General features: G+C 64.4%; 14 protein-coding genes and 1 tRNA gene. 2 read left to right on the forward strand and 13 right to left on the reverse strand.

Going from position 1 to position 14406, the window contains the following annotated elements:
• Window positions 1–217 precede the first annotated feature (217 nt).
• Window positions 218–1357 carry a UDP-4-amino-4,6-dideoxy-N-acetyl-beta-L-altrosamine transaminase gene (pseC, locus tag EB084_08330; protein ID NDD28255.1) on the reverse strand — a complete coding sequence of 380 codons (1140 nt, stop codon included), beginning with the start codon at window positions 1355–1357 and terminating at the stop codon, window positions 218–220.
• Window position 1358: 1 nt separating this feature from the next.
• Window positions 1359–2330: a UDP-N-acetylglucosamine 4,6-dehydratase (inverting) gene (gene pseB, locus EB084_08335; protein NDD28256.1), complete on the reverse strand. Its 972-nt coding sequence runs from the start codon at window positions 2328–2330 to the stop codon at window positions 1359–1361.
• Window positions 2331–2573: 243 nt separating this feature from the next.
• Between pseB and pseF the strand changes: the two genes are divergently transcribed.
• Both pseF and EB084_08345 read left to right on the forward strand, forming a co-directional pair.
• Complete coding sequence (gene pseF, locus EB084_08340; protein NDD28257.1) at window positions 2574–3260, forward strand: pseudaminic acid cytidylyltransferase; 687 nt, start codon at window positions 2574–2576, stop codon at window positions 3258–3260.
• 6 nt (window positions 3261–3266) lie between these two features.
• Window positions 3267–3893, forward strand: a complete 627-nt coding sequence (locus EB084_08345) for a pseudaminic acid biosynthesis-associated methylase (protein ID NDD28258.1) — start codon at window positions 3267–3269, stop codon at window positions 3891–3893.
• Window positions 3894–3928: 35 nt separating this feature from the next.
• Here EB084_08345 and EB084_08350 read toward each other — a convergent pair whose 3' ends face one another.
• The 11 genes from EB084_08350 to EB084_08400 all read right to left on the reverse strand — a co-directional run bounded on the left by EB084_08350 (window position 3929) and on the right by EB084_08400 (window position 14072).
• A complete protein-coding gene (locus tag EB084_08350; GenBank protein ID NDD28259.1) occupies window positions 3929–4609 on the reverse strand; it encodes a PIG-L family deacetylase in 681 nt (226 codons plus the stop codon).
• A gap of 38 nt (window positions 4610–4647) precedes the next feature.
• Entirely contained in the window at window positions 4648–5364 is a 717-nt protein-coding gene (locus EB084_08355) for a hypothetical protein (GenBank protein NDD28260.1), read from the reverse strand.
• The gene (locus tag EB084_08360; GenBank protein ID NDD28261.1) at window positions 5361–6407 is read right to left on the reverse strand and encodes a hypothetical protein; all 1047 of its coding nucleotides are present in this window, start codon (window positions 6405–6407) and stop codon (window positions 5361–5363) included. Before EB084_08360 ends, EB084_08355 begins: the two co-directional genes overlap by 4 nt.
• On the reverse strand, window positions 6404–6859 hold the full coding sequence (locus tag EB084_08365; GenBank protein NDD28262.1) for an acyltransferase: 456 nt from the start codon (window positions 6857–6859) through the stop codon (window positions 6404–6406). The genes EB084_08360 and EB084_08365 overlap by 4 nt, the downstream gene beginning before the upstream one ends.
• Window positions 6859–7983 (reverse strand): N-acetylneuraminate synthase, encoded by a 1125-nt coding sequence (locus tag EB084_08370; GenBank protein NDD28263.1) that lies wholly within the window; start codon window positions 7981–7983, stop codon window positions 6859–6861. Before EB084_08370 ends, EB084_08365 begins: the two co-directional genes overlap by 1 nt.
• Entirely contained in the window at window positions 7980–8648 is a 669-nt protein-coding gene (locus EB084_08375; GenBank protein ID NDD28264.1) for a class I SAM-dependent methyltransferase, read from the reverse strand. The genes EB084_08370 and EB084_08375 overlap by 4 nt, the downstream gene beginning before the upstream one ends.
• Before the next feature lie 99 nt (window positions 8649–8747).
• Entirely contained in the window at window positions 8748–9800 is a 1053-nt protein-coding gene (gene pseG, locus EB084_08380) for a UDP-2,4-diacetamido-2,4,6-trideoxy-beta-L-altropyranose hydrolase (GenBank protein ID NDD28265.1), read from the reverse strand.
• A gap of 103 nt (window positions 9801–9903) precedes the next feature.
• The gene (locus EB084_08385) at window positions 9904–12282 is read right to left on the reverse strand and encodes an aldehyde oxidase (GenBank protein ID NDD28266.1); all 2379 of its coding nucleotides are present in this window, start codon (window positions 12280–12282) and stop codon (window positions 9904–9906) included.
• The gene (locus EB084_08390; protein NDD28267.1) at window positions 12279–12761 is read right to left on the reverse strand and encodes a (2Fe-2S)-binding protein; all 483 of its coding nucleotides are present in this window, start codon (window positions 12759–12761) and stop codon (window positions 12279–12281) included. Before EB084_08390 ends, EB084_08385 begins: the two co-directional genes overlap by 4 nt.
• Window positions 12762–12773: 12 nt before the next feature.
• Window positions 12774–13769 (reverse strand): hypothetical protein, encoded by a 996-nt coding sequence (locus EB084_08395; protein NDD28268.1) that lies wholly within the window; start codon window positions 13767–13769, stop codon window positions 12774–12776.
• Window positions 13770–13995: 226 nt separating this feature from the next.
• Window positions 13996–14072 (reverse strand) — tRNA-Met (locus EB084_08400).
• Between the last annotated feature and the right edge of the window lie 334 nt (window positions 14073–14406).

A 14406-nucleotide genomic window follows, 5' to 3' on the forward strand; every position in this document is an offset into this window, starting at 1 on the left:
CGCCGGCCCGCGATGATGATCGGATCGACGAGCTTCTTCGACGCGATGACGCGCTGGGCCACCGTGTACGTGATGGGGCTGTGGATGTAGAAGATGGGCAGCGGTCTGGGTGAAGGCATGTCGGGGGCATTCGGGGTTTGCCCCCTGGGTCCTGTGACGCTGAAGCGCATGCCCTGGGCTTGCGCGAGGCGGTCGGTTCGCTTCGGGGGGCGGCTTGCTACAGAATCTCTCGAACCGCCTGGCGCACGCGTTCGATGACGCTCTCCACGTCGCCATCAGACATCGTCGGATAGATGGGAATCGACACCGCGCGGGCGTACCAGTCTTCGGCCACGGGGTATTGCCCCCGGCGGAACCCGAGCTGCTCGTAGTACGGCTGGTAGTGCACGGGGATGTAGTGCACCTGCACGCCCAGGCCGAGGTCGCGCAGGCGCTCGAAGAAGGCGCGTCGCCGTGACGCGTCACGAACCCGCAGCACATAGAGGTGCCAGCCCGGTTCCACGTGGGGTCGAACCACGGGAACCTGCAGCGCGTCGATGGCGCTGAACGCCTCGCTGTAGCGATGGGCGATGGCGCGTCGGCGTGCGATGAAGGCGTCGAGCCGGCCCAGCTGGCTGAAGCCGAGGGCGCACTGCAGATCGGTGAGGCGGTAGTTGAGGCCGAGGTCTTGCATCTCGTAGTACCACGGGCCTTCATTGCAGCGCAGGTGCGCGGGGTCTTTCGTGATGCCGTGGGTCCGGAAGCGCGCGGCTCTCGCAGCCAGCGCAGGGTCGTCGGTGAGCACGGCGCCCCCTTCGCCTGTGGTGAGGGGCTTGACGGGGTGAAAGCTCACCTCGGTGAGCTGTGCCAGGGTTCCCACGGCTCGCCCGCCGACTGACGCCCCCAGGGAATGGGCTGCGTCGGCAACCACCGTGAGGCCGTGCTGACCTGCGAGGGCGTTGATGGCGTCGTAGTCTGCCGGATGGCCAGCGTAGTCGACCGGCACGATGAGGCGGGTCTGGGGCGTGATGGCCGTTGCCACCAGCCGCGGGTCGAGGTTTCCGGTGTCGGGCTCCACGTCGACCAGGCGAACCGACGCGCCCAGATAGCGCGCGGCGTTGGCTGTGGCCACGAAGGTCAGGGGCGATGTGATGATCTCGTCTCCCGGGCCCAGGCCCGCGGCGAAGTAGGCCGCGTGCAGGGCGGCGGTGCCTGAGTTCACAGCGATGGCGTGCCGCGCGCCGGCGTGCTGGGCGAGGGCGTTCTCGAAGCGATCTACGCCTGGGCCCTGGGTGAGGAAGTCGCTGCGCAGCACCGCGACAACCGCTTCGATGTCGCTCTCGTCAATCGACTGTCGACCATAGGGCAGAAACTGCACCCTAGATCATCTCTCGCAGCTGCTCCACCGTTAGCCACTGCGTGTTCGAGTCGCTGGTGTACGAGAAGTCGGGCGCGACCGGAACGCTGCTGTGGGCAGCTTTCTCCTTCCACCAGTCGCCATCCGGGCAGATGACGTAGCAGGGGCCGATGTCGATCGTGCGATAGGCGTCGTGCACCGAGATCATCTCTTCGTGCAGCTTCTCACCGTAGCGTATGCCCACGGTCTCGAGCCGGGCCTCCGGGGCGATGGCTTTCGCCAGATCGGTGATGCGCATGCTCGGGATCTTGGGCACGAAGATCTCGCCGCCGTGCATGCGCGTGAGCGAATCCATCACCATCTCCACCGCCTGGGTCAGGGTCAGCCAGAATCGCGTCATGCGCGGGTCGGTGATGGGCAGCACGCCGGTGGGGGCCAGCTTCTTGAACAAGGGGATGACGCTTCCCCGACTGCCCACCACGTTGCCGTAGCGCACCACCGCGAAGCGCGTCCTTCTCGAGGCGCCCACATAGGCGTTGCCATCGACGAACAGCTTGTCGCTCACCAGCTTTGTGGCACCGTACAGGTTGATGGGGCTGCTGGCCTTGTCGGTGCTGAGGGCGACCACGTTTCCCACGTTCTGGTTGATGGCCGCGTCGATGATGTTCTTGGCGCCCAGCACATTGGTCTTGACCGCCTCGAACGGATTGTACTCGGCTGCCGGGATCTGCTTGAGTGCGGCCGCGTGCACGACGCAGTCGACGCCATCGAAGGCCCGTAGCAGGCGATCGTAGTCGCGTACGTCTCCCAGGAAGAAGCGCAGTCGGCTCTCGCTGCGGTATTCCTGCTGCATGTCGTACTGCTTCAGCTCGTCTCGGCTGAAGATGATGATCTTCCGGGCCGCCGTGTGCTCGAGCGCGTGCTTGACAAAGGTCTTGCCGAACGAGCCGGTGCCGCCCGTGATCAAGATGGTCTGGCCGTCTAGAAGCTGCATTCGAATCGGACTCCTGGAGCAGTGGGGGCGTCTTGCGCGCGCTCGATTCTGCGTTCGCTCGAGCCATCGTGGTCAGATCTCTTGATTAGGTTCGCGTTTGTGGTTTGCGTTATCCTGTAGGGCCGGCACACCCGGTGGTGCGGGTGAGGCTGAACGGTGACGTCGGGGTGCGCGAGCGCATCCGGGCAGCGCAGGGTTCGGAGCAGGAGCGGCTGATCCGGGCGATGAAGCAGATCGCCTCCGATGAACATCGCCATCATTCCCGCGCGTGGAGGCAGCCGGCGCATTCCGCGCAAGAACATCAAGCCCTTTGGCGGCAGGCCCATGATTGCCTATGCCATCGAGGCCGCAAAGGCGTCAGGCCTGTTCGAGCATGTGGTCGTCTCCACCGATGACGACGAGATCGCGCGCATCGCGCGTGAGATGGGGGCAGATACACCGTTCGTGCGCCCCCCTGAGCTGTCAGACGATCATGCGTCCACGGTGCCGGTGATCGCGCACGCCATCACAGCCTGTCAGGCATTGGGGTGGACCGTCGATCTCGCCTGCTGCATCTACCCGTGCGTGCCCTTCATCGAGGTGAGCGACATCGCGGCCGGCCTGGCGTTGCTGAAATCGACCGGCGCCGATTACTGCTTTCCGGTGACTGCGTTCCCATCTGCCATTCAGAGGGCATTGAAGAGAGATCCGGAAGGGCGAATGGCACCGTTCTCTCCGGAGTTCGAGATGTGTCGCACCCAGGATCTGGAACCCGCCTATTATGACGTGGGCCAGTTCTACTGGGGCGCAGCTCGCTCCTGGCAGGTGAACACGAAGGTGCACAGCGGAGGGGTGGGGCTCGTCATTCCGAGCTGGCGCGTGGTAGACATCGATACCGTCGACGACTGGGCACGCGCCGAGATGATTCATCAGGCATTCTTCAGAGGTTGAGCGCAGATGAGAGAATCGTACGCGACCGAGCAGGAGCAGCTCTGGGCCGGTGAGTTCGGAACCGACTACATCAAGCGCAATCGCGGCGAGCGCGCGCTGGCGTCGAACCTGGCGCTTCTGTCGAGGGCGCTTCGCTCCGCACAGGAGGTCTCAAGCTGCATCGAATTCGGCGCCAACATCGGGCTGAACCTCAGGGCGATGCAGCTGCTGCTTCCGGGCATCGAGGCGCACGCCATCGAGATCAATCACGAGGCCACGCGTGAGCTGGCGCAGGTCATTCCGCAATCGAGGATACACCACACGTCAATCCTCGATTTCGAGCCTCAGCAGACGTGGGATCTGGTGCTCACGAAGGGCGTGCTCATCCACATGAACCCGGCGTGCCTGCCGCAGGTGTACGACAAGCTCGTCGCCGCGTGCCGTCGGTATCTCCTTGTCGCCGAGTACTACAACCCGAGCCCTGTGACGGTCTCCTACAGAGGGCACGAAGGTCAGCTGTTCAAGCGAGACTTTGCGGGTGAGATCATGGAGCGGCACGAAAAGGTGCGCTTGCTCGACTACGGCTTCGCCTATCGACGTGACCCCAAGTTCCCGCAGGACGATATCACGTGGTTCTTGATGGAAGTCTCCTGACGCGCTGAGGGGGGCGCGTGACGGATAGCGATCTGCTACATCATAAGTCGCACGGTCTCGAATGCTTCCACCAGCTCGGCCCCACAGCGGCTCCCGTGCGCTCGTGCAAAGATCTCCAGCGCTCGCGCTGAGCGTGGGTGGGGATAGTCGCGTCTCTCGAAGACGTATCTTTCCATGGCCTCTTGCTTGGCTTCGAGGTTCTCGTTGGTCACGGCAATGAACATGTCGGGCCTGAAGACCGATTCGGGAAGGCCAAATGCCCACTCCGTCGCGGAGAAGGTCTCAAAGCTGAAGAGCCCCTTGACCGTTTCGCCGGGGAGCGGTCGGGTGGCTGTCAGAACGGCCTCGAACGTCTTTCGGTGGTCGACGTTCAGGTCACCCGCGTGGTGCGTGAAGACGTAGTCAGGGGTGAAGCGGTGCTTCTCGGCCTCGACTGTCTTGATGAGGTCGAGCAGGTCGACCGAGTCGAAGCGATTGTCTGGAAAGGCATGAATCCCCACGCTCTGGTAGCCGAGGCGATGGCGGGCCTGTTCGATGCAGTCGCGGTGACTTGCGAGGTTGCTCGCCTGGGCGCTGCGGTCGTCGCGATCAACGCGAGCGGTCAGGCCTTCGCCGAGGATGACGACGTGGACCTGGCAGCCCCATTCGTGAACCATTCGGTGAATCGTGGCGCCAACCCCCAGAACCTCATCGTCGGGGTGCGCGGCCACCACCATGATCTTCCTCTGGTCGAAGAGCATCTGCTTCTCTCCTCTCAAGAATCTCGCAGAGACATCTCGAAGTCTGATGCGCGGTACAGCTGTCTGGCCGCATCGCCTTCGTTGAAAATCAGGTCGACAACCGAGAGGTCGGGGGTGAACGCCCCGTAGAGCTGTCTGTAGATCTGCCTCTGATGCTCGTGGAACCTCACGCGAATGCCGTTTCTGCGAAAGCTTTCGAGATCGAGGTAGTCTCGGCCGAACGGACCCGATATGTACTCGGTGGCTCCGAAGTGTCGGCAGAGGTTCAGCACGAGCTCGCTCTTATGCCCCGTGAGGTCGGTGATCGATGATGAGGAAGCGATGCGCGTCGTGATTCCGAGCGCATCCATCAAGATCGAGTTGCAGGCTGATATCAGTGGGCACAGATGGGTCCATTCCTGCGAATAGGCGGCCTCGAGCGCGGGGAAGAGCGCATTGAGGTGCGCTGCGTTCCGGTACGACATCTCAATCGAGCGAAGGTGTCTTCTCCTCCAAGTGTCGTCTTCGGCGATCTCGAGGCTGAGAATCGGGTTGCTCTTGAACCTGCCTCGGGTCTTCACCGGAACAGTCAGCCACATGGGGCCGTTGCAGCCCTTGATCCGGTTCCGGTTCGTCACGCTGTTCTTCTCGAACTGCACATGATCGAGGACGACGTGCAGGTCGGACATGGCGATGCGCTCGAAGTAGCCGCTCCAGGGGAGAAAAGCGGGCTGGTTGATCGAGATTCTCATTCCAGCATCTCCATTTCGGAGATCTCACGCAGGCATCGGTTGATTCGAATCCGATCATCGCGAGACAGCGTAGGATAGAGGGGAACAGAGACCGTGCTGCGCGAGAGCGCAAAGGCATTGGGGAGCGTGTCTTCATCGCCCGGTATCTCCAGGTCCTCGATCGGGACGATGCAGCGAATCCCGTGACGCGCAAAATGTGAGATCACGCAAGATGCGTCTTTCACGCGGAGCACGGCGCGATAGTGGTTTGGCTCGATGTCGGATTCCCGAGGAGTCAGGAACGCCGGAAACGCGCTTTCGTACTCGAGGAAGATCTCTCGCCTGATTCTCAGCAGCTCTGGCAGGCGGGCCAGCTGACTCCGCCCGATGGCGGCCTGCAGATCTGTCATGCAGAGATTGAAGCGATAGCTTCGATCATGCCGGGCGTCAAAGCGCCGGTAGTCACGGATCTGCTCAATCCATGAGGTGTTGCGCGACACGATGGCGCCGCCTTGACCGCCCGTTGTGATCATCTTGGTGGCGTAGAATGAGTAGATGCCGATATCACCTGAAGTGCCAGCGGCTGCCCCCGAGACCCGGGCACCCATGGCCTGCGCGCAGTCTTCGATGATGAAGCCAGGGTGCTGTGCAGGGTCGAATCTCGACGGGATTCCAAACGTGTGCACCAGCACGAGAGCGGAGGCCGCGCCGACGCCGGGTGCGCTCAGGTCGATGTTGGGCTCGTCTTTCCGGTTGTCGACAAGGCGTTCGGTCAGGCCCGCCAGATGCACAGCGTTGCGAAGCGCAGCGCATGCGTATCCAGGGATTGCGACAGGTCCCTGCAGGTCGAGTGTGCGCAGTGCGAGATAGAGAGCCGCGCTGCCGCTCGAGACGGCCACAGCCGAGCCTGGGGGCAGGCTCAGGAAATCGCACAGCGCTGACTCAAATGCGTCAACCTGGGGGCCTTGCGCAACCCAGCCGGATCGAATCACATGCTCGGCCGCCACGATCTCCCTCTCATCAAGCGTTGGCCGGTTGTGAGGGATCTCTTCGATCTGGCTCATAGGGCGTCTGCTTCGAAGTATCTCCGGTAGTATCCCGCCTTGACCTGCATCGGATTGCCGATGACGAGTGAGTAGGGGGGGATCTGCACCGCATCCACGATTGTACCCGCGGCAACCACGCTGTGATGTCCGATGTCGGCCCCCCCCTTCACGACCGAGTGCGAGCCGATGAACACGTGATGTCCGATGCGAATCGGTTTGCGATCCACGTCCGGGCTGAGCCCCAGGCACTTCCTGTGTGAGTCGGCGGCGTTGATGGAGACGAACGATGCGATGTCGCACCCGTCGCCGATCTCCACGGTGGTCCCTGTGGCGTTGATCTCCGACATCCCACCGATGTAGACGCCAGTGCCTATCTTGGGTTCGCCGAGGATCCAGACGAGGGGATGGTAGGAATTGGCCTTGAATCGGGTCAGTCGGCTGAACAGCTCTCCAAATGCCTTCAGATCGATCATTTCGTGAAGTCTCCGAGCTGCATGTGTTCTCCTTGCTTGATGTCTCGTGTTGATCGCATGCCGATGAGCTGCTCCAGGAGCACGGGAGGAAGGCCCGTGCCAGGCCGGCGCAGCCCTGTGTTCTCGTGGGTCAGGGCTGTCCCGCACGCGATATCGGTGAGGGCGGCAATGCTGCGACGGGCGATCTTCTTCATCTCCCTCTCTTCAGTGGTGGGACGGACGAGTGCGCTCCCGAGGAGGAGCGTGGAGGTCTTGATTGCGTCGACCCACGCCTTCAGTGTCTCCGGGTTCTCGCTGAACCAGTGATCGGGTCCGGGCAGGTCTCGAGACAGCGTGAAGTGCTTCTCGAACACACAGGCGCCGAAGGCGGTGGCCAGCGATGACGCGAGCGGCCCCTGGGAGTGATCAGAGAATCCGAGATGGACCATTGGAAAGGCGTGTTTCAGGGTCTCCAGCTTGCGGAGGTTCACATCTGCCGGCGGGGTGGGATACTGGGAGGTGCACAGACAGAGCACGGTGGGGTGCCCTTCGAAGGCGCCTGCGGCTTCGAGCGTCTGATGCACCTCAGCCAGATCAGACATCCCGCACGAGAGGACCAAGGGGAGACCCGTCTGGGCATAGGTCTTCACAAGCGGGATGTTGGTGAAGTCATCTGACCCGATCTTGAGCATCGGCACTCCGATCTCGAGCAGGAGGCGCATGTCGGAGACGTTCTGCGGGGTCGACATGAAGATGATGTCGTTGCGGTCGCACTCCTCCTTGATCTTGAACCAGGCCTCGCGGCGCAGCTCGACCCGCTTGAACATCTCGCGCATCGGTTCGGTGACGGTTCTTCCCTGGGAGAGGTAGGTGTAGGTGGCGGTTTCATCGCCGCAGAACTCTTCTGCCTTGAACGTCTGGAACTTCACGGCTGACGCGCCTGCGCGCTTTGCTGTCTGAATCATCTCACAGGCGAGGTCGAGGCGTCCGTTGTGGTTGATGCCCACCTCGGCAATGATGAAGGGAGGCTCACCCGGACCAATCTCATAGGGGCCTACCCGGATGTTCTGTTTCATTGCTCCTCCTGCTGTCCAGGGGTGTTGGGGGTTGCTTGATGCGCAGACGGGGGCGCTGTCTGTCATTCAGGACATCTCGCAACGACGTTCCACGAAGCGAACTGATGACCGGTGCCGGGTTCGAAGCAGCGGTGGATCTTCTCCTCGAGATAGATCAGCTCAAAATCGCGAAAGAGCTGTCGAAGATGGTGCTCGTCTGAGAAATGGACCTTGCCCACGCCGGTGAACTGACCTCGGGGGAGCATCGTGCGCGTGTGTGCGTCGACGGGTTCTCCGAGTGCTGCGTCGGAGTGGTTGCTGGAGAACCAGTCTACACCGATGAAGGTTCCTCTCGGGGTCATCTTCTCTCTGATCTCCTTCAGGGCACGAGCGATGGCGCTTGAATCGTTGTGCGTGAGGGCGGCACGATCGACGATGATGTCGAAGCTGCGTTCGAGCGGGATCTCCTCGGTGAAGTCAGCGCATACGATGGCGCTTCGAAGGTCTGGGAAGCGGGTGTGCAGCTGATCGACAATCACAGGGCTGCCTTCGAGGCCGTAGTAATCGAGGCCGAGCGAGAGGAAGAGGGGAATGTTGGCGCCCGCGCCGCAGCCCACCTCGAGAACCGCACCTCCAGCGGCCAGGGTGCGCTTGCAGTGCCGGTGAACGAGGCTCACCACATCTGACCACGGCCAGATCGAGAGATGCGCGTTCGAGGCGTAGGTGTCGTTCCATTCCTTTGAAAATCCCACATGAGACTCCTCGGCGGTTTCTTCCTATATCGGCTCAGGGGGGTGAGCCTTTTACTGCCTTGCGTCGCCGCAGGGCTGGCGCGGCAGAAGGGTGCTGTCTCAGGGGGGATCCGTTCGAAGGGCCGCGACCACGCGGTCACCGCCGAATCCGTCAACCACGGTCTGGGCGTTGTGCCGCATTCGTGCGCGAAGATCTGCGTCTGGCAGAATGACGTGCAGCTGCGCCGCGATGGCGGCGGAAGAAAGGGTCTCGGCCCTGCCCAGGTTCACGCCCGCTTCTGCTTCAGACAAAGCGGCTGCGATGGGCCATTGGTTGTCGGCGAGAACGACCGTCAACATCGGAACGCCGATGAGTGCGAGCTCCCAGCACGTGCTGCCAGCACCGGTGATGGCGGCGTCGGCCCATTCGAGGTGCGGGGTCATGTCGACGACGTCGTGCACGATGTGGAAGTTCGGGGTGTCGCTGACACTGGCCACGAGCTCGGTGTGGCGAGGGTTGCCTCCGCCCACGATGATCCGGGCCTCGACCTGGCCATGCTCGAGCAGTCGCACGGCCTCGATGGCCAGTGGCGTGACGTTCAGGGGGTCGCTCCCCCCCATCGTGATGAGAACCTTTCGGCCGACCGCGCTTGTTTCTCGGCGGATTCCGCGATACGGATAGAACTCTTTGCGCAGCATCGTGTACCGGGTACCGAGAAGCAGCCGCGTGTGGGCGCTGCGGTGCGCATACAGCGACGGCGCAGCCTGGAGGTTCTGGTTGAGCACGACATCAGCCGTGTAGTGCGGAAGGCGTCCCTCGTCGTCGATGAGCAGCACGCGGAACCCGTGCCGTCGCAGCGACTCGATGTAGGGGCTGTCGAATCGGTAGCCGTCCACCACGATCCACTGCGCGTCGATCTCTTTCGCCAGCGTGGCGGTGTGAAGGGCGTCCGCAGCCAGATCGGCTGGGGGCTCCGAGCGATGCACCGTGCACCCGTCTGCCTCGAGCCGTTCCTCGAGACCGGATATCGACCACGACATGGCGAACGAGCACTGCCCTCCCGCCGCCTGCCAGGCGTGTGCCAGCGCCAGGCAGCGCATGACGTGTCCGGTGCCGATCTCGTAGGCTGCGTCGGCGCGGATCAAGAGCCGCTGCTGCGGGTGCAGGCTCATCGGTGGGCCCTGTGGTGAGGGTACTGTGTGTGCTTGTCTCGATTCTCAGCCGCCAGGTTGCTTTGAGGTGAGCGTCTGCAGGGCAGGGGTCTGGGTTGCCGCTTCAGCGCCGCACCTCGACCTTTTCTTGCGCCGACGCTTCGGCGTTGAAGCCCTGATCGCGCATGGCGCGCCACACGCGCTCGGGCACCAGCGGGATCTGGCGCAACCGCACGCCGATGGCGTCGTACACCGCGTTGGTGATGGCCGGCGCCGGCCCGTCGATGGGGATCTCGGCCACCGACTTTGCGCCGTAGGGGCCGCTGGGCTCGTGGGTGGTGACCAGGATGGTCTGCATCTGCGGCATGTCGGCCGACGAGAAGACGCGGTAGTCGCGCAGCGAGGGGTTGATCATGCGCCCGTTGGCGTCGAAGCCGTATTCCTCGGTGAGGCCATACCCCATGCCCTGCATGGCGCCACCCTCGATCTGGCCCTCGCACATCAGCGGGTTGATGGCCTGCCCGCAGTCGACCGCCGACACGAAGCGCAGCAGGCGCACGTGGCCGGTCTCGATGTCGACCTCGACCTCGGCGAACTGCGCCGCGAAGGGCGGAGGGCACTCGAGCGAGACGTATGACGCCACGCCTTGAATCTGGAACTGGTCGTGAGCGTACAGCGAGTGCAGCGACACCTGGGCAAAGGTCACCGCCTTGCCGTCGCGGGTGCGCCGCACCTGCTTGTCGGCCACCTCGAGGCCTTCGACGGGCTCGTCGTCGAGCAGCTTCGAGGCCACCTCGAGAATCTGGTTCTTCACATCGAGGGCGGCCTTCATGGCGGCGCGGCCCGAGATGTAGGTGGTGCTCGATGCGTAGGCGCCCACGTCGAAGGGCGTCATGTCGGTGTCGGCGGCGTACACGATGACGTCGTCGACCGGCACGTGCAGCGTCTCGGCCACGATCTGGGCGATGACCGTGTCGGCGCCGGTTCCCAGATCGGTGGCGCCGATCTGGCAGTTGAACGAGCCGTCTTCGTTCATCTTGAGCGACGCGGCCCCCATGTCGACGCCGGGGATGGCGGTGCCGTGCATGAGGCAGGCCACGCCGATGCCACGGCGCAGGTGCGGCGCGCTGCCCTGGCGCGGGGTGCGCCCCCCGTTGGCGCGATCGTGCCAGCCGATGGCCGCGGCCCCCTTCTCGATGCACTCGGCCAGGCCGCACGACTCTACGATCTGGGGGTGGCCTTCCTTGCCCTCGCCGAGGATCTTGGCCAGCTCGAGGTTGTCGCCGCTACGCACCATGTTGAGCTGGCGCAGCGCGAGGGGATCCATCTCGAGCATGTAGGCCAGCTCGTCCATGGCGCTCTCGACCGCGAAGAAGCCCTGGGGCACGCCGTAGCCGCGGTAGGCGCCGGCGATGGGCAGGTTGGTGTACACCACGTTCGCGATGAATCGCAGGTTGGGACAGCGGTAGAGCGACAGCGGTTTCTGGCCGGTGCACGTCTGCACCGTGAGGGCGTGCGAGCCGTAGGCCCCCGTGTTGGCCAGCACCTGCAGGTCCATGGCGGTGAGGTGGCCATCGCGGGTGGCGCCGATGCGCAGCCACAGCTTCTGCGGGTGGCGCGTGCGCGAGTTGACGAACTCCTCGGCGCGGGTGTACTCGAGCTTCACCGGCCGGCCCGTGCGCAGGGCCAGCAGCGCCACCAGGTCTTCGATCATCACCTCTTGCTTTGCGCCGAAGCCGCCGCCGATGCGCGGCTTGATGACGCGGATGCGCTTCACCGGGACCTGCAGCGCGCGAGCCACGATGCGTCGCGCGTGGAAGGGCACCTGCGTGCTGGTGCGGATGACGATGCGGTTGTCTTCGTCGAGCCAGGCCATCGACACGTGCGGCTCGATGGGCACCTGTTGCACATACGGCACGACGTACTCGCGGTCGATGACAACCTCGGCCTTCGACAGGGCGTCTTCGACATCGCCCACATCGGCCTCTACGCGCGCCGCCAGGTTGCGCTTCGCGTCGAAGATGCCGGTCGACTCCGGCTCGTCGTGAATGATGGGGGCGCCATCGCGCATGGCCTCGTCGGCGCTCAGCACCGCGGGCAGCACCTCGTACTCGACCTCGATGAGCGAGAGGGCGTGCTCGGCGATGTCGGGCGTCTCGGCGGCCACCGCGGCCACCCGGTCGCCCACGTAGCGCACCTTGCGGTCGAAGGTGTAGTAGTCGTAGGGCGATGGCTCCGGATGCCCCTGGCCCGCCGTGGTGAACGGCACGCGGGGAACGTTGAGGTGGCACAGCACGGCGTGCACGCCGGGCAGCGCTTCGGCCTTCGACGTGTCGATGCGGGTGATGCGGGCGTGGGCGTGGGGGCTCCACAGCACCTTGCAGTGCAGCAGGCCGCGCATCTCGATGTCGTCGACGAAGGTTGCGCGCCCGAGGGCCAGCTTGGTGCCGTCGATCTTGCGCGAGCTCTGTCCGACGACCTTGAGCGGTGTCTGTTCGGTCATTTCGAAACCTCCTGGGCGCGCATCTTCTCGGCGGCCTGAAGAACGGCGGCCACCGGCTTGACGTATCCCGTGCATCGGCACAGCGTGCCCGACAGGGCGTCACACACGTCGGCCTCGGTGGGCTGCGGTTTCTGCGCGAGCAGCTCGCAGGCCGCCATGACCATGGCGGGGGTGCAGTACCCGCACTGAATCGCGCCGGTCTCGACGAACGCTTCTTGCAGCGGGTGCAGGCCGTCGGCGCATCCCAGCGACTCGAGGGTGGTGATGGCGCGATCGCGGGCCTGTTCGGCCAGCATCACGCAGGTGGTTCGTGCCACGCCGTCGACCAGCACCGCGCAGGCGCCGCAGTCGCCGGTCTCGCAGCCGTGCTTCACGCTGCGCAGGCCTGCGGCGCGGAGCGCCTCGAGCAGGGTGTCGCCCGCGGCCGCGGGCAGCGCCGTGGCGGCGCCGTTCAGGGTGACGTTCACCATGTCGGGCATCTCAGGGCCTCCTCAAGCCAGGGTGCCCACGAGGGCGCGTCGCAGCAGCACGACGGCCATGTGGGCGCGGTACTCGGCGGTGGCGCGCACGTCTGCGGCCACGTTGATTCCTTCGGCGGCGTCAGCGCACGCCCGCTCGATGGCCCCGACGTCAGCGGGGCCTCCCTCGAGGGCCTTCTCGACCCGGGAGGCGCGGAAGGGGCGATGCGTCAGCCCGCCCAGCACGGCGCGCACGCCTTCGAGACGCCCCTCGCGGATGCATAGGCGCGCCACCGCCGTGACGATGGGGGCGTCGTGGGCGCTGCGGTTGAGCTTCTCGAAGCGGGCGCGGGTGTTCGCGGGCATGCGGGGGAGCTCGATCGCGGTGATGATCGCGCTCGGGGCGAGGTGCTGCGCCGGCTGGGCGAGCAGCGCGTCGAGGGCGACGTGCTCGGTGCCTTTTGACGATTGCAGGTGCACGGTGGCGTCGGCGGCGAGCAGGGCGGCCACGATGTCGCACGCGGGATCGGCCTTCGCGATGCACCCGCCAACGGTAGATGCGTTGCGCAGCAGGCGCGAGCTGCTCTGCATCACGGCGCTGTGGAGGATGCCGTCGAGGTGGGTGCGCAGCGGTTCGCTCTCGCTGATGTGTCGCAATGTCGCACAGGCGCCGATGCGGAGCGCCTCCGTGGCGGGCTCGATGCGGTCGAGCCCGAGCCGTGTCACGTCGACCACGGCCTTCACATGCGGCGGCAGGTTGGCCACGATGGTGGTGCCGCCAGCGATGACGGCAGCGCTGCCGTTCGCGCTGTCGAGAAGGCGGACAGCCTCGTCGAGGGAGCGCGGGTGATGGAACTGCTCGATGCGGCGCATCGCGTTGAGTCCTCTCTCAGTTCGTAGGTCGAACCTGAGAGAATTCCCGATGGCGCGCGGCTTCCCTTCAGCGGCGGATGTGCGTGCCTCACGCACGCCCGTGAGATTCGTGTCGGTTCGATCTGACAGGGTCGTTCGTCTGTCGGGCACCTGCACCTCGAGATCCAGGCGCTTCTGGCGTCGGCTCGCTCTGTCAGGGTCGTTCGTCTGCCGGGCACCTCGAGAACCAGGCGCTTCTTTTCTCAGTTCGCCCTGTCAGGGTTGTTCGTCTGCCGGGCACCTCGAGAACCAGGCGCTTCTGGCGTTTGCTCGCCCGTTCCCCCCGCGCAAATTCTCTACGTGGACGCAAAAAAACAGCCTGTCGGATGACAGGCTGTCTGTGTGGTTGCGGGGACAGGATTTGAACCTGCGACCTCCGGGTTATGAGCCCGACGAGCTACCGGACTGCTCCACCCCGCGTCGTTATTTGCTTTTCTGCGTGTCTCTGGCGATTATTGTCTCGTTTCGGGACGCCCGTCGCCAGGGGCTCACTATTATTAGCATACCCACCGGGGCTTGTCAACACCCGCTGACGGTGTGTTCAGATGATGATGGTTGGTTCAGCCTTCTCTTTGGAGCCTTGTGCGCGACAGGCGGAGGCAGAGCCAGGGAGATACCTGGCTTGTGGACGCGGCGGCTTTGCTGCTCAACGCAACGCTGCTGCAGTGGCGCTTGCCAACCGTCCAGCAGCAGTCTCGACTGCGGCTCGCAAGTCGTCGCCGATCTCGGTGCCCTCCGCGTCTGCGCTCCTCGG

Source organism: Pseudomonadota bacterium, from assembly GCA_010028905.1.
In the GTDB taxonomy this organism is placed as follows: domain Bacteria; phylum Vulcanimicrobiota; class Xenobia; order RGZZ01; family RGZZ01; genus RGZZ01.